This is a genomic window from Hominisplanchenecus murintestinalis (genome assembly GCF_943193015.1).
GTDB classification, from domain to species: Bacteria; Bacillota; Clostridia; order Lachnospirales; family Lachnospiraceae; genus Hominisplanchenecus_A; species Hominisplanchenecus_A murintestinalis.
In genome coordinates, this window is record NZ_CALPCM010000003.1 from 87,800 (window position 1) to 103,075 (window position 15,276).

The 15,276-nt window shown below is 45.8% G+C and carries 13 protein-coding genes; 12 read left to right on the plus strand and 1 reads right to left on the minus strand.

The window, feature by feature from the left end:
- The first annotated feature begins 74 nt into the window (after positions 1-74).
- The 4 genes from NFR99_RS02280 (at position 75) to ftsZ (ending at position 5,022) form a co-directional block, all read left to right on the plus strand.
- Positions 75-1,118, plus strand: coding sequence for an FtsW/RodA/SpoVE family cell cycle protein (locus tag NFR99_RS02280; RefSeq protein WP_120482501.1), 1,044 nt, complete (start codon positions 75-77; stop codon positions 1,116-1,118).
- A gap of 46 nt (positions 1,119-1,164) precedes the next feature.
- Positions 1,165-2,421 (plus strand): UDP-N-acetylglucosamine 1-carboxyvinyltransferase, encoded by a 1,257-nt coding sequence (murA, locus tag NFR99_RS02285; protein ID WP_334301686.1) that lies wholly within the window; start codon positions 1,165-1,167, stop codon positions 2,419-2,421.
- A gap of 33 nt (positions 2,422-2,454) precedes the next feature.
- Complete coding sequence (locus tag NFR99_RS02290; protein ID WP_251352517.1) at positions 2,455-3,591, plus strand: cell division protein FtsQ/DivIB; 1,137 nt, start codon at positions 2,455-2,457, stop codon at positions 3,589-3,591.
- Positions 3,592-3,855: 264 nt separating this feature from the next.
- A complete protein-coding gene (gene ftsZ, locus NFR99_RS02295; RefSeq protein WP_120482410.1) occupies positions 3,856-5,022 on the plus strand; it encodes a cell division protein FtsZ in 1,167 nt (388 codons plus the stop codon).
- A 90-nt stretch (positions 5,023-5,112) separates the two neighbouring features.
- Here the strand turns inward: ftsZ and NFR99_RS02300 are convergent, their stop codons facing one another.
- Positions 5,113-5,943 carry an AraC family transcriptional regulator gene (locus tag NFR99_RS02300; protein ID WP_120482408.1) on the minus strand — a complete coding sequence of 277 codons (831 nt, stop codon included), beginning with the start codon at positions 5,941-5,943 and terminating at the stop codon, positions 5,113-5,115.
- A 352-nt stretch (positions 5,944-6,295) separates the two neighbouring features.
- Between NFR99_RS02300 and NFR99_RS02305 the strand changes: the two genes are divergently transcribed.
- From NFR99_RS02305 to galE, 8 genes are all read left to right on the plus strand, one after another.
- Entirely contained in the window at positions 6,296-7,750 is a 1,455-nt protein-coding gene (locus NFR99_RS02305; RefSeq protein ID WP_120482406.1) for a carbohydrate ABC transporter substrate-binding protein, read from the plus strand.
- A 123-nt stretch (positions 7,751-7,873) separates the two neighbouring features.
- Positions 7,874-8,758, plus strand: a complete 885-nt coding sequence (locus NFR99_RS02310; protein WP_120482404.1) for a carbohydrate ABC transporter permease — start codon at positions 7,874-7,876, stop codon at positions 8,756-8,758.
- Positions 8,759-8,770: 12 nt separating this feature from the next.
- Positions 8,771-9,664, plus strand: a complete 894-nt coding sequence (locus NFR99_RS02315; RefSeq protein WP_120482402.1) for a carbohydrate ABC transporter permease — start codon at positions 8,771-8,773, stop codon at positions 9,662-9,664.
- A gap of 12 nt (positions 9,665-9,676) precedes the next feature.
- Positions 9,677-9,856 carry a DUF6903 family protein gene (locus NFR99_RS02320; protein WP_120482400.1) on the plus strand — a complete coding sequence of 60 codons (180 nt, stop codon included), beginning with the start codon at positions 9,677-9,679 and terminating at the stop codon, positions 9,854-9,856.
- A gap of 29 nt (positions 9,857-9,885) precedes the next feature.
- Positions 9,886-12,042 (plus strand): 1,3-beta-galactosyl-N-acetylhexosamine phosphorylase, encoded by a 2,157-nt coding sequence (gnpA, locus tag NFR99_RS02325; protein ID WP_135974419.1) that lies wholly within the window; start codon positions 9,886-9,888, stop codon positions 12,040-12,042.
- 100 nt (positions 12,043-12,142) lie between these two features.
- Complete coding sequence (locus NFR99_RS02330; protein WP_120482397.1) at positions 12,143-13,072, plus strand: nucleotidyltransferase family protein; 930 nt, start codon at positions 12,143-12,145, stop codon at positions 13,070-13,072.
- Position 13,073: 1 nt separating this feature from the next.
- A complete protein-coding gene (locus tag NFR99_RS02335; RefSeq protein WP_120482395.1) occupies positions 13,074-14,189 on the plus strand; it encodes a phosphotransferase enzyme family protein in 1,116 nt (371 codons plus the stop codon).
- 65 nt (positions 14,190-14,254) lie between these two features.
- Positions 14,255-15,274 (plus strand): UDP-glucose 4-epimerase GalE, encoded by a 1,020-nt coding sequence (galE, locus tag NFR99_RS02340; RefSeq protein WP_251352518.1) that lies wholly within the window; start codon positions 14,255-14,257, stop codon positions 15,272-15,274.
- Positions 15,275-15,276 lie beyond the last annotated feature (2 nt).

The following is a 15,276-nucleotide window of genomic DNA, read 5'->3' on the forward strand; positions in this document are numbered from 1 at the left end:
GCGGCCTGCTGTTTCAGAGGGCCGGAAGGGGTGGTTCTGTGGATAGAACAGCCAAAAGGCTGGATTATACACTGATGATACTTGTATTGTTTCTGGTGGGATTCGGGCTTGTCATGCTCTATAGCACAAGTGCCTATAATGGGCAGGTCAAATTTGATGATTCTGCCTACTATTTAAAGAAACAGCTTTTTGCCACAGTGCTTGGGGTGGCGGCAATGTATGTCCTATCCTGCGTGGATTACCATATGCTGGCGGGGCTGGCAGTTCCGGGATATCTGGTGTCTCTGGCTCTTTCAAGCCTGGTGTTGGTGGCTGGCAGTTCCTACAATGGTTCGAAGCGATGGCTTGCTCTGGGACCGCTTTCGTTCCAGCCTTCGGAGTTTGCGAAGCTCGCGGTGATTCTGTTCCTTGCATATATGGTGAGCCGTCAGAAGCAGAGGAAGAACAGCATCCTGTCTTTGGGAATTGTGCTTGGGATGGTACTTCCGATTGTGGGACTGGTAGGAACAAACAATCTGAGTACAGCGATTATTATCCTGGGAATTGCTGCAATTATGGGATTTGTATCCAATCCGAAGTATCTGCCATTTGTATGGATGGGATGTAGCGGAGTGGGATTTATCGGGATTTTTCTGAGCCTGGAGTCCTATCGTCTGGAGCGGCTGCAAATATGGAGGAATCCTGAGAATTTTGAAAAAGGTTTTCAGACTATACAAGGGTTGTATGCTATTGGCTCGGGAGGGCTGTTCGGCAAGGGAATGGGGGGCAGCATCCAGAAGCTGGGATTTGTACCGGAAGCGCAGAATGATATGATTTTTTCAATTATCTGTGAAGAATTGGGGCTGGCAGGCGCTGCCATACTCGTTTTGGTATTCATGATATTAATTTGGCGGTTCATGGTGGTTGCCACCCATGCATCGGATTTGTTTGGCGCGCTGGTTGCGGCGGGAGTGATGGGACATATCGCAATCCAGGTCATGCTGAACGTGGCCGTGGTGACAAACACGATTCCGAATACAGGCATTACCCTTCCGTTTATCAGCTACGGCGGAACTTCGGTACTGTTCCTGCTCTCAGAGATGGGACTGGTACTTTCAGTGAGCCGGTGGCAAAAGTAGAATCACTGCATAGATATAATTTATAAGGGCTGATTTATCGGAGGAAATGCATTTGGCTTGTATAGAAATTTATGGCGGTCATCCCCTGGATGGCGAAGTCGTGATTCAGGGCTCAAAAAATGCGGCATTGCCGATTCTGGCCGGTGTGGTTCTGCACAGAGGCACGACAGTGCTGCATAACTGTCCGAGGATTTCGGATGTTATGCATATGATAAAAATTCTGGAAGAAATGGGATGCAGCGTCTCACAGAGTGGGAATACACTGTGTATTGATGCAAAAGGGCTGAATAAGCCATGTGTTCCGGAGGAACTGGGGGAGAAAATGCGCTGCTCGGTAATTTTTCTGGGGGCGCTTTTAGGAAGGGAAGGCAGAGCGGAGATTCCTTATCCCGGAGGATGTACGATTGGAGAACGGCCCATTGATATGCATGTGGATGCGCTGCACCAGATGCGGGCGGAGATTCAGGAAGGCTGCGGATGCCTGGCCGGAAAGAGCAGCAGGCTTTGCGGAAGCCGGATTTCCCTGCGGTTTCCAAGTGTCGGCGCTACCGAAAATGTCATTTTAGCGGCAGTGCTGGCGGAGGGAACGACAGAAATCAGGGGAGGGGCAAGAGAACCGGAAATCATCGAACTATGCCGCTTTCTGAATGGTATGGGAGCGAAAATCCGGGGTGCGGGCACGGAGCGGATAAGGATTGACGGAGTCAGGGAACTTTCGGATAGTGAGTTTGTGTTGATGCCGGATAGGATTGTGACGGGAACTTACCTGATGGCGGCAATTGCTTCCAGAGGAAGATGTATGCTGCGTGAGGCTCCCCAGGAGCAGATGGAAAATGTGATTTCAGCAGCAGAGCGGATGGGCGCCAGGATAGAGCGGATGCCGGAAGGAATGCGGGTTGACGCAAGAGCGGCCGTGAAAGCTCTTCCGATGCTTCGGACGGCGCCTCATCCCGGGTTTCCTACAGATCTTCAATCGCAGGTGATGGCGGCGCTCTGTCTGGCAGACGGGGAGAGCCGAATCCAGGAGAGCGTGTTTGAGGCACGCTTCCGTACAGCGGGGGAATTGGCAAAGATGGGAGCAGATATTAGTATCTGCGGGCAGGAAGCAAGGATACAAGGCACTGTCAGGCTGCATGGAGAGACAGTGGCGGCGCCGGAGCTGAGGGGCGGAGCGGCGCTTGTGATTGCAGGAGCTGCAGCTGAAGGCAGGACACGGATAGAGGGCTGCCATTACATCCAGAGAGGATACGAGGACATCTGCCGTGATATGAGGGCGCTGGGGGCGGATATCCGGATGATATAGGCGTGCTGTGAAGCGCGTCAGAAAGAGGAAGAAATGAAAGAGATAACCACCTATGGAAAAAAGCGAAGAAGAATAGGAAAAATCATAGGCGCGCTGGCAGGGATTGCCGTGCTGGCGGCGCTTGTGGTTTTTGGGCTTTTTAGGGTTCGCCATATGAAGATTAGTGGAAATTCCATATATTCATCCACAGATATCCAGAATGCTGTGATGCAGGATGGACTGTGCAAAAATACATTGTATCTTATGTGGAAATATAAAGATGATTCCAGGGTGGAAGAAGAGCTTCCGTTTCTCAGTTCTGTGGAGGTGGAAATGCTTTCGCCGTCTGAAGTAGAAATACGGGTATATGAAAAACCAGAGGTGGGATATTTTCTAAACGGTACAGATTATATATATTTTGACAGGGATGGACTGATTGTAGAAGTTTCGAAAAAGCTGCGTGAAAATATTCCGAAAATTACCGGTGTGACGATTACGAAGCCAATAAAATATGAGAAGATACCTGTCAGGGCAGGGAATGTGCCGGAAACAGACAGTAAGAAAGAAGAGGCAGAGACAGGAAGTGAAAAAAGCATGGAGGCGTCAGGTATGACGGCTGAGGAGGCTGCAAACCAGGAAGTCTTTGATGCGGTAGTGGATATTACGAAGATTTTGAATAAAAATGAGCTGGTGCCGAAGGAAATTAAATTTGATAAAAAGCAGGAAATTACGCTGTATTTTGAGAATATGCGGGTGAAGCTGGGGAAGAATATGGATATGGAGGACAAGCTTATGGTTTTGAAATCCGTATATGAAAAGGTAAAACAGAAAGAGGGAGTCCTGCATATGGAAGGATATTCTTCAGATTCACAGACTGTCACATTTAAAAAGGGAGAGACTGAGGAGACACTGGAGGTGGAAAAACCGAAAAAACCGGAAGAAGACGAGGCAGAAACAGAGAGAGAGTCTGAGAGTGAGACCGAGAGTGGGGACGTGGGTACAGGAGCAGCGTATTCTGAATCGGACGGAACATTTTCTACAGATGCAGATGGAACTCCGATTTATACGGATAAAAATGGTAATACGACGCCAAACGTGGATGGTTATCAATATACGGATGAGGATGGGAAAGTGATTACGGATGGTTATGGTTATATTGACCCGTATACAGGAGCGTATATTTTGAAATAAATAATTTGCTGTCTACATGGAGTTATGCCGTCAATGTACAGTCTATGCGGATAGCAATTAAATCATTACAGAGATTTGAATTTTCCATGAATTTATAAAATAGACTTGATTAATTTTTGAAAAACTTATATGATATAGGAAATGTGGTTAATTCCCGCGCTTTTTTGCGGGTTCTTGACATGCCGGGGCCTCTACTGCCCGAGCTGTAGACAGCTTTGGATTTGATACAGATGTGAGAAGGAGGAAATACTCTTGTTAGAAATAATGACGAATGAAGCCGAATCAGCCGCAAAAATTATAGTAATTGGCGTTGGCGGTGCAGGCAACAATGCAGTAAATAGGATGGTAGACGAGACAATCGGAGGAGTAGAGTTTGTCGGCGTAAATACAGATAAACAAGCGTTGGCTCTCTGCAAAGCTCCCACGACAATCCAAATAGGCGAGAAGCTGACGAAGGGGCTGGGCGCGGGCGCACGTCCCCAGGTCGGAGAGCAGGCTGCAGAAGAAAGCGCAGAGGATATTAAGCAGGTAGTCCAGGGGGCTGACATGGTATTCGTCACATGCGGTATGGGAGGCGGAACCGGAACCGGGGCGGCGCCTGTAGTTGCAGGTATTGCGAAAGAAATGGGTATTCTTACAGTAGGCGTAGTGACGAAGCCGTTCCGTTTCGAATCAAGGACGCGTATGAATAATGCGCTCTCAGGGATTGAAAAGCTGAAAGAGAATGTAGATACCCTGATTGTGATTCCGAATGATAAACTTCTTGAAATCGTAGACCGCAGGACAACCATGCCGGAGGCTTTGAAAAAAGCAGATGAAGTACTGCAGCAGGCAGTACAGGGCATTACGGATTTGATTAACCTTCCGGCGCTTATCAATCTTGATTTTGCAGATGTACAGACAGTTATGACCGGAAAGGGTATCGCCCATATCGGAATCGGACATGCCAAAGGCGACGATAAGGCGCTGGAAGCAGTGAAGCAGGCAGTTTCCAGCCCGCTTCTGGAGACTACGATTGAGGGTGCGTCTCATGTAATCATTAATATTTCGGGAGATATTTCTCTTATGGATGCAAACGACGCGGCAAGCTATGTACAAGAGCTGGCAGGCGATGAAGCAAATATTATTTTCGGCGCGATGTATGATGATACATACACCGACGAGGCAAGTATCACAGTAATTGCTACAGGACTGGATTCCGCTACGGCGACGCAGCCATCTGTAGGCAGCATGGCATCTCCAAAGAAAAAAGTAGCGGAATTTGCAGAAGCAGTAGTTCCGGAGACGCCGACGGGAAGTATATTCCAGAGGAACAATGCAGTAAATCCGACAGTTAAGCCGATGAATCCATCTCTTGGGAAGCTTAAGACGCCGGAGAGCAATGTTCCGGTGAGAGAGATACAGATACCGGATTTCCTGAGGCGGAAATAGATAAGTATAAAAATAGACACCTTTGCAGTGGTTTTGAGGTATAAAATAAAAAGGAAAGGCCGGGGGAATCTGCGGGCAGCAGATTCTCCCTCAGTCTTTCCTTTTTACAAGTTTGCGGTATGCACCGGCTGTCATGCCGCTGCTCTTTTTGAAACTTTGCGCGAAATAGCTCTGGGAGGAAAATCCCGATAATTGTGCGATTTCTGCGATGCAGTGGTCGGTGCTGGCAAGGAGAGCCTTGCTTACTTCAATTCGCCGCTCGTTCAGATAATTGATAGGGGAAAGCCCATAGCATTTTGTAAATGTGTGGACAAAGTAATATTTGTTCAGGTGGGCCATTGCAGCCAGGCTGTCCAGGGTGATATTGTCCTGATAATTGGAATCAATGTAGCGTTTAATTTTGGCACATTCCCTGTTGGGGCGTTGGGAAACCATGATTTCAAAAGGCGAATTTGTAAGACGCTGCAGACGGATCGTCAGAATATCCAGCATGTCTTTACATATTTCCTGATAGCCTGTTTCTTTGCGTTCGAGTTCAAAAAGCATGGAATTGAAATAAAAGAGCAAGTCATTTTTTTGTTCCCGGCAGTTAAATACCATGTAATCCCTGTTGTCAGAAAAAGAAAAGCTCAGGCCGTCTACACCTAAGGTGATATATTCGAGGGGAGGGGAGCCGAGGGATACCTCGGTGTGGAGGATGTTGGGATTGACAATGATAAGGTCATCCTTTTTGATAGAGAAGGACACGTTTTCAACAACAAATTCTCCGCTTCCGTCCCTTACATAAAACAGTTCTGTAAAATAATGGGAATGTTTCAGGCTGGGCCAGTCACCCTCATATTTTGATGAAGTAACGTAAAGAAGATGTACGATAGCGCTGCTGCCCGGAATCTGTTTTAACTGGTATTTCAGGTTTCCCATAGATGCGTTTCCTTTCTTCGTTATTAGTAATCTTGTCGTGTGAAAAAATACATATGTCCATTATCGTAGTGAAAAAGTCAAAGCAGATATCCTGCCGTTGCTGCCGGGATTGGGTAAAGCGTCTATAAAAAAACTCAAAAACCGTTCCCAAATTAAAAGAAATGACGGAAAACGCGTTCTTAATCCCGAAAGCAGGTTTCATAGTTTGTATAATACCACAAAAATAGCAAAACAGCAATATATATAAAAAAATAAGCAAAATAAGGCTAGAAATGCAGGAGAAAAATGAGTATTGTATATATATATACCAAAGGGGACATCCTGTCCCCTCATTTTAAAAGGAGGATATGCTATGAAACTGAAAAAGGTACTTTGCTTAACAATGGCAGGAGTTATGGCTTTCGGTCTTGTTGCCTGCGGTGACAGCGGCAAGAAAGAGACAGAGGCTCCGGCTGCTACAGAGGGGACGGAAGCTCCGGCTGACACAGAGGCTCCGGCTGACACGGAAGCAGCAGATACAGAGGAAGCAGCTGATACAGAAGCTCCTGCAGATACAGAAGCTCCGGCTTCAGAGTTAAGCGGAACCGTAAAAGTTGCAGCTGTTGAGACTGCATACGGCGCTCAGATGTGGGAAGATGTAAAGGCAGCTTTCGAAGCAGCTAACCCGGGCGTTACTGTTGAGTTAACAGTTGACAAGCAGCTTGAGGATGTTATCACACCGGATATGAAAGCCGGCAATTATCCTGACGTAATCTGCCGTTCTGTTGGCGCTGAATCAGCACTTACAGAGACATTTACAAAGGACAACAACCTTGTAAATCTGACAGACGTTCTGGAGATGACAGTACCGGGTGAGGACGTAAAAGTTGGGGATAAGATTCTCCCGGGATTCACAGAGAACACCATCACACAGCCATACGGCGATGGTAATGTGTATCTGATGCCGATGTTCTACAGCCCATGCGGACTGTTCTATGATGCAAACCTGCTGAAGACCAAAGGCTGGGAAGTTCCTCAGACATGGGATGAGATGTGGGAACTGGGAGAGAAAGCAAAAGCAGAAGATATCGCGCTGTTTACATATCCGACAACCGGATACTTTGATGCATTCTTCTATGCACTGCTTCATGAGGCAACTGACACCGATACATTCAACAGCGCTCTGAAATATGGCGAGGGCGTATGGGATACTGACGGTGCAAAACAGGTATTTGATATCATTGAGAAGCTTGCTTCTTACACACATGCAAGCACACCTTCACAGGCAAATGACAATGACTTCCAGATGAATCAGCAGTTAGTTCTGGATGACAAGGCAATCTTTATGCCGAACGGAAACTGGGTAATTGGCGAGATGGCTGAGGCACCTCGTGCAGACGGCTTTGAGTGGGGCTTCACAGCACTTCCGGCAGTTACAGAAGGCGGTGAGAGAGCTTCTTACACATTCTTCGAGCAGGTTTGGATGCCGGCAGGTTCCGAGAACCAGGATGCAGGTAAAGCATTTATCGCATTCCTGTACTCAGATGCAGCAGCAGATATCTTTGCAGCATCTAATGCTATTCAGCCAATCGTAGGTATGTCTGACAAACTGGAAGGCGACGCTAAGCTGTACTACAGCATCTATGATACAGGCGCAGTTGCAGTTATGGACGCATTTGCTACAACAGATCCGGTTGAGGGTATCACTGTTCGTACATCATTCTTTGACCCAGTAAACTCTCTGGTAACCGGAGATACAACAAAGGACGCATGGGTTGAGCAGATTAAGACTGACAGCGATGCATTAAGAGGCGCTTTAAAAGAGTAATGAAATAGTGTACTGTCTGCCCTTAAGGCAGAAGTAAGGCGGTAAGGCGGCCGGTGGATAAACTCTTTATGCACTGGCCGCTTTTCTTTAAACACAATATCAGGAAAGATTGGAGATGGGTTAATGCAACGAACGAAAGGTAGAGGGAGATTTATAGTCACTTGCCTTGCCCCCGCAGTGATTTTGTTTTTGATTTTTATGATTTATCCTACAATAGATGTGTTCCGTATGTCTATGTATAAATGGGGCGGTTACACGGCGGATAAAACTTTTGTAGGACTGCAGAATTTTCAGACGCTGTTTAAGAGTGATAAATTCTACAACTCATTCCAGAATACGGTGCTTCTGATTGTGCTTGTAACGATTGTGACATTTTCCCTGGCGCTTATCTTTGCGGCCATTTTGACAAGGGAGAAAATCAAAGGACAGAATTTTTTCAGGATTATTTTCTATATCCCGAATATTCTCTCCGTAGTTGTTATCAGTGCAATCTTCTCGGCTATTTACAGGCCGGAGGTCGGACTGCTGAATTCTTTTTTGAATCTTTTCAGAGGCGAGGAAATCCAGTGGCTGGGAAGTTCTAAAGTTGTTATGTACAGTCTTGTGATTGCTATGATCTGGCAGGCAATCGGATATTACATGGTTATGTATATGGCAAGTATGGCGAATGTATCTGAGAGCATTTATGAGTCTGCCAGTCTGGAAGGCGCAGGAAAAATCAAACAGTTTTTCTCACTGACTCTTCCGCTGGTGTGGACAAATATCAGGACGACGCTGACGTTCTTCATTATCAGTACGATTAACATGAGCTTCCTTTTCGTAAAGGCCATGACACAGGGAAATCCAAATGGTTCTTCTCATGTATTTCTGAGTTATATGTATCTGGAAGCATATACGAATTCCTCTTACGGATACGGTATGGCGATTGGTTCTGTCGTGTTTATATTCTCCTTTGCACTGGCAGGCATCATCAATGCTGTTACGAAGCGTGAAGAGATTGAATTTTAAGGGGGGATGGGAATGAGCAAGAAAGATACAGGAGCAATCAAACAGACGTCGAAGGCGGGAAAAATCGGTATTTATGTCGTATTAATCATTCTGGCTATTACGATTATCGTTCCTATCGCCTGGGTATTTATGGCTTCACTTAAGGAGAATGAGCAGTTTTATGGCAGTCCCTGGACACTTCCGAATGGGCTGCATTTTGAAAACTTCGTCCAGGCATGGCAGGAAGCGGACATGGGTTCTTATATGCTGAATTCTGTAATTGTAACGGCGCTCGGGATCGGGCTGTTGATTATTATTTCGCTTCCGGCGGCTTATGTTTTGGCAAGATTTAAATTTAAAACCAGCAGATTCTGGAATGTTCTTTTTATGGCAGGGTTGTTTATCAATGTGAACTACATTGTTGTGCCGATTTTCCTGATGCTTGTTGACGCAGACAGTTTTCTTCAGAGTACGCTTGGACATGGGTTCTTTTTGAACAACTTGTTTATACTGGCGCTGATTTATGCGTCTACAGCGCTTCCGTTTACCATTTATCTGCTGTCCGGATATTTTAAATCTCTGGCAAAGGATTATGAAGAAGCAGCTTATGTGGACGGAGCAGGATACTTCAGGACAATGATTCAGGTCATTTTCCCGATGGCAAAGCCAAGTATTATCACCATTATCCTGTTTAACTTCCTGTCATTCTGGAATGAGTACATTATTTCCATGACGATGCTGACAAAACCGACGCTTAAGACGCTTCCGGTAGGTTTGATGAATCTGATGGCTGCCCAGAAATCGGCAGTGCAGTACGGAAGGATGTATGCAGGTCTGGTTCTCGTTATGCTGCCGACATTGATTTTATACATGTGCGTTCAGAAACAGTTGACAGAAGGTATGACAGTGGGCGGACTGAAAGGATAAGGAGGATGCGGTATGAGTGAATATTCAAAGAACCTTTTAATTGGAATCCTCGCAGCAGTTGTGTTCATTGCATGTGTTGCACTGGTTGTTGTGGGACAGAGGAATATTGGTCCTACCGGACTTTTGATGATGTTAGCCGGGCTTGCAGGTCTGCTTGTCCTGCTTGGACTTTACAATAGACAATATAAGTAAATGGGAAACCATATACAGGAGGATTTTATATGAACCAGCAGAAAGGCAGGGTAACGATACCCACCGACTTAGATGTAATTCCACAGACTCTGGAACTAATGGAGGAATGGGGAGCAGATGCTATCCGCGATTGTGACGGTACAGATTTTCCAAAAGAACTCTGTGATGTAGATGCTAAAATTTATTCCACTTATTATACCACCAGAAAAGATAATCAGTGGGCATTGGAAAATCCCGAGGAGATACAGCAGGTGTATGTCATGACGCCGTTCTATACAGCAGATGGCGATGTACTGAAAATTCATCTGATGAAGGGACTTTATCCTGATATGCTCACGCCGAACAGCAGAGATGATATCAGGCGCTGGTGGGAAGTCGTGGACCGTACTACAGGCGAAGTAGTGCCTGTGGAAAAGTGGAGCTATTCTGAGGAAGATGGTGATGTTACCATTCAGACGGAGGCTTTTCATGAATATACAGTCAGTTTCCTGGCATATATCATGTGGGATCCGGTGCATATGTACAATGCAGTGACAAATGACTGGCAGGGTGTGGAGCATCAGATTACGTTTGATGTGCGCCAGCCGAAAACTCATGATTATACGATGAAACGGCTTCGTAAATTTATTGAGGATCATCCATATGTGAATGTGCTTCGTTTTACTACATTTTTTCACCAATTCACTTTGTTGTTTGATGAGATGGCAAGGGAAAAATATGTAGACTGGTATGGGTATTCCGCGTCGGTCAGCCCATATATTCTGGAGCAGTTTGAGAAAGAGGTTGGATATAAATTCCGGCCTGAGTTTATCATTGACCAGGGCTATTATAACAACCAGTACCGTGTTCCGACAAAAGAGTTCCAGGATTTCCAGGCATTCCAGCGCCGGGAGGTTCGGAGGATTGCTAAGGAGATGGTGGACATTACCCATGAATGCGGGAAAGAGGCTATGATGTTCCTGGGTGATCACTGGATTGGGACAGAACCATTCCTGGAGGGATTTGAAGAAATCGGACTGGATGCTATTGTGGGCAGTGTAGGGAATGGCTCTACGCTTCGGTTAATTAGTGATATCAAGGGCGTGAAATATACCGAAGGACGCCTTCTCCCGTATTTCTTCCCGGACGTGTTTCATGAAGGGGGAGACCCGGTAAAAGAGGCAAAGATTAACTGGGTAACTGCAAGGCGGGCTATCCTGCGTAAGCCAATTGACCGTATCGGATACGGCGGATACTTAAAACTTGCGCTGGATTTCCCAGAATTTATTGATTACGTAAAATCTGTCACAGATGAGTTCCGTACGCTGTATGACAATATTAAGGGATGTGTTCCTTATTGTGTGAAGAAAGTAGCTGTATTGAACTGCTGGGGTAAGATGCGCGCCTGGGGAAATCATATGGTACATCATGCGCTTTATCAGAAAGAGAACTATTTCTACGCGGGAGTTGTAGAGGCGCTTTCCGGCGCTCCGTTTGATGTGAAGTTTATCAGTTTCCAGGATATTCTGGATGATGCAAAGCTTTTGGATGACATTGATGTTATCATTAATGTAGGCGATGCAGATACAGCCCATACAGGCGGTGAATGGTGGGTAAATCCTGAAATTTCAGCAGCTGTTCGGAAATTTGTCTATAACGGCGGCGGCTTTATCGGTATCGGTGAACCGACGGCACATCAGGCAAACGGCCACTTCTTCCAGCTTGCAAATGTGCTGGGCGTGGAGGAAGAGACAGGTTTCACACTTGGGTATGATAAGTATAATTGGGAGAGTCATGAGCACTTTATCACAGAAGACAGCAGCGATGAGATTGATTTTGGCGAGAACTTAAAGAGCATTTATGCACTGGAGGGAGCGAAGATCCTGGTACAGAAAGGCAAGAGAGTACGCCTGGCTGTAAATGAATTTGGAAAAGGACGCGCCGTATATATGTGCGGTCTGCCTTACAGCTTTGAAAACAGCCGTATGTTGTATCGGTCTATCCTGTGGAGTTCCCATGATGAGGAGCATCTGTATAAGTGGTTCAGCTCAAATTACAATGTAGAAGTTCATGCTTATGTGGAAAACGGGAAATACTGTGTAGTCAATAATACGTATGAGCCGCAGGAGACAACGGTCTATCGTGGCGACGGTTCCAGTTTTGAATTGAAGATGGAAGCAAACGAAATCATATGGTATGAGATGTAGCGTAGGCTGAATAGCCACAAGGGGGCAGGGACTGCGGTTCCTGCCCTTTGTAGAAGAGACAGAAAAGACGACGCGGCAATGCGTTAAGAAGGGGGAAAAAATGAAGAAACCAGTGTTAGTGATTATGGCGGCAGGCATGGGAAGCCGTTACGGGGGGCTTAAGCAGATTGACCCGATTGATAATGAAGGGCATATTATCATTGACTTTTCCATTTATGATGCTATCCGGGCAGGATTTGAGAAAGTCGTGTTTATTATTAAGAAAGAAAATGAAGCGGACTTTAAAGCGGTGATTGGCGACAGGATGCAGAAGCATATAGAGGTAGAATATGTATATCAGGAGCTGACGAATCTGCCAGAGGGATATTCCGTGCCGGAAGGACGTGTGAAACCATATGGAACAGGACATGCAATCCTGAGCTGCCTGAATGCTATCGATGGTCCGTTTGCTGTAATCAATGCAGATGATTATTACGGAAAGAACGCATATCAGATGATTTACGATTATCTGGCAAACCATGAGGATGACGACAAATACCGCTATGCAATGGTGGGATATATCCTGGAAAATACATTGACTGACAACGGGCATGTGGCAAGGGGAGTATGTGTGACGGATGAGAAGAACTTCCTGACGGATATCAACGAGCGTACACGCATTGAGCGCAGAGCCGACGGAACGGCAGCCTATACAGAAGATGAAGGGGCAACCTGGACGACAATTCCGGCGGGCAGTATCGTATCTATGAATCTCTGGGGATTTTCTGCAAGCCTTTTAAAAGAACTGAAAGAGAGATTTCCAAAGTTCCTTGAAGCAAATATGGCTTCTAATCCGCTGAAATGTGAATTTTTCCTTCCCTCGGTCGTAAATGAGCTGTTGGATGAAGGAAAAGCTACTGTAGAAGTGTTAGAATCTGCGGATCGGTGGTACGGCGTGACCTACAAAGAGGATAAAGAGTTTGTCGTAAACGCAATTAAGGGATTGAAAGACAGTGGGTTATATCCACAGCACTTATGGGAGGAAAAGTAAAATGGAGAGAAATGAGAAATGCAAAGCGATTGAAGAGGCAGTTCAGCAGTTTGCTTTAGAAGGCACCGTGGAAACTTATGAGCCGTATGGAAGCGGGCATATCAATGATACATACCGTGTGACCTGCCGCCTGGAAGATGGTTCTACGAAATATTATATCCTTCAGCGCATGAATAAAGAGATTTTTACAAAACCGGTAGAACTGATGGAAAACGTTGTAAATGTAACTTCTTACCTTCGTAAAATTATCATTGAGAAAGGCGGAAATCCGGAGAGGGAAACGTTAAACATCATCCTGACAAAAGATGGAAAGAACTTTTATGTGGACAGCATCGGAGAATATTGGAGAGTTTATGTCTTTATTGAAGATGCATTCAGCTATGATGCAGTAGAAAAACCGGAAGATTTCTATGCGAGTGCGCTGGCATTTGGAGATTTTCAGAGCCTTCTGGCTGACTATCCGGCTGAGACGCTTCATGAGACTATTGAGGGATTCCATGACACAAAGAAGAGATTTGCCAGATTTAAAGAAGTGCTGGCAGCCGATGTGATGGGAAGGGCGGCTTCCGTACAGAAAGAAATCCAGTTTGTACTTGACCATGAAGAGACAGCAAATATATTGGGAGATCTGCAGGCGGCAGGGGAACTTCCTCTGCGTGTAACCCACAACGACACGAAGCTCAACAATATCATGATTGATAAGGCGACAGGAAAGGGTCTGTGCGTTATCGATTTGGATACTGTTATGCCGGGATTGGCTATTAATGACTTTGGTGACAGCATCCGTTTTGGTGCAAGCACTGCTGCTGAGGATGAGATAGATTTGGACAAAGTAACCTGCAGCATGGACTTGTTTGATATTTACACAAAAGGATTTATTGAGGGATGTAAGGGAAGCCTTACGGCAAAAGAAATTGAGATGCTTCCGATGGGCGCAAAAGTTATGACTTATGAGTGCGGCATGCGCTTCCTGACGGATTATCTGGAGGGCGATGTATACTTCAAAATACACAGAGAAAACCATAACTTAGACCGTGCAAGAACCCAGTTCAAATTGGTAGCCGATATGGAAGCAAAATGGGAGACAATGAAAGAAATTGTTGCTAAGTATGCGTAAGTGCGTTATAGTAAAAATGGAACGTTACAGACGTAAACGATTATGGTTTTAAAGGAGGATTTCAGATGTCAATTTTAGTTACAGGCGGTGCAGGGTATATTGGAAGCCATACATGTATCGAGCTGCTGAATGCAGGATATGAAGTAGTCGTGCTGGACAACCTCTATAATTCCAGCGAGAAAGCGCTGGAGCGTGTAGAGCAGATTACCGGAAAGAAAGTGACTTTCTATAAAGCAGACATTCTTGATAAAGAAGCAATGAATGAGATTTTCGATAAAGAGGATATTGATTCCGTTATTCATTTTGCAGGCCTGAAAGCTGTTGGTGAGTCCGTGGCTAAGCCTTTGGAGTATTACCACAACAATATGACCGGAACATTTAATCTCTGTGATGTGATGAGAAACCACGGCGTGAAGAAAATCATTTTCAGCTCTTCCGCTACTGTTTATGGTGATCCGGCGTTTATTCCGATTACAGAGGAATGTCCGAAGGGGCAGATTACAAACCCATACGGACAGACAAAGGGAATGCTGGAGCAGGTATTGACAGATCTTCATATTTCAGATCCTGAGTGGAATGTGGTACTGCTTCGTTACTTCAACCCGATTGGGGCACATAAGAGCGGCACCATCGGCGAAGACCCGAAAGGAATCCCGAACAATCTGGTTCCGTACATTGCGCAGGTGGCAGTCGGAAAGAGGGAATGCCTGGGTGTATTCGGAAATAATTACGATACCCATGATGGTACAGGCGTGCGTGATTATATCCATGTCGTAGACCTGGCAAGAGGACATGTGAAAGCGCTGCAGAAATTCCAGGATGAGCCGAACGTATATATCTATAATCTGGGAACAGGAAACGGCTACAGCGTACTGGATGTGCTTCATGCGTTTGAGAAAGCCTGCGGAAAGAAGCTTCCTTATGAAGTTAAGGAGCGCCGCCCGGGAGATATCGCTACCTGTTATGCAGATCCTGCAAAAGCGAAGGCTGAACTCGGCTGGGAGGCAGAGTATGGCATTGAGGAGATGTGTGAGGATTCCTGGAGATGGCAGAGCCAGAATCCGGACGGATACAATACAAAATAAAG

What these genes read in the sequence shown, in the direction of transcription:
- NFR99_RS02280 (WP_120482501.1), top strand. Translation starts at nt 75, where the DNA reads ATGATACTTGTATTGTTTCTGGTGGGATTCGGGCTTGTCATGCTCTAT.
- murA (WP_334301686.1), top strand. Translation starts at nt 1,165, where the DNA reads ATGCATTTGGCTTGTATAGAAATTTATGGCGGTCATCCCCTGGATGGC.
- NFR99_RS02290 (WP_251352517.1), top strand. Translation starts at nt 2,455, where the DNA reads ATGAAAGAGATAACCACCTATGGAAAAAAGCGAAGAAGAATAGGAAAA.
- ftsZ (WP_120482410.1), top strand. Translation starts at nt 3,856, where the DNA reads ATGACGAATGAAGCCGAATCAGCCGCAAAAATTATAGTAATTGGCGTT.
- NFR99_RS02300 (WP_120482408.1), bottom strand. Translation starts at nt 5,943, where the DNA reads ATGGGAAACCTGAAATACCAGTTAAAACAGATTCCGGGCAGCAGCGCT.
- NFR99_RS02305 (WP_120482406.1), top strand. Translation starts at nt 6,296, where the DNA reads ATGAAACTGAAAAAGGTACTTTGCTTAACAATGGCAGGAGTTATGGCT.
- NFR99_RS02310 (WP_120482404.1), top strand. Translation starts at nt 7,874, where the DNA reads ATGCAACGAACGAAAGGTAGAGGGAGATTTATAGTCACTTGCCTTGCC.
- NFR99_RS02315 (WP_120482402.1), top strand. Translation starts at nt 8,771, where the DNA reads ATGAGCAAGAAAGATACAGGAGCAATCAAACAGACGTCGAAGGCGGGA.
- NFR99_RS02320 (WP_120482400.1), top strand. Translation starts at nt 9,677, where the DNA reads ATGAGTGAATATTCAAAGAACCTTTTAATTGGAATCCTCGCAGCAGTT.
- gnpA (WP_135974419.1), top strand. Translation starts at nt 9,886, where the DNA reads ATGAACCAGCAGAAAGGCAGGGTAACGATACCCACCGACTTAGATGTA.
- NFR99_RS02330 (WP_120482397.1), top strand. Translation starts at nt 12,143, where the DNA reads ATGAAGAAACCAGTGTTAGTGATTATGGCGGCAGGCATGGGAAGCCGT.
- NFR99_RS02335 (WP_120482395.1), top strand. Translation starts at nt 13,074, where the DNA reads ATGGAGAGAAATGAGAAATGCAAAGCGATTGAAGAGGCAGTTCAGCAG.
- galE (WP_251352518.1), top strand. Translation starts at nt 14,255, where the DNA reads ATGTCAATTTTAGTTACAGGCGGTGCAGGGTATATTGGAAGCCATACA.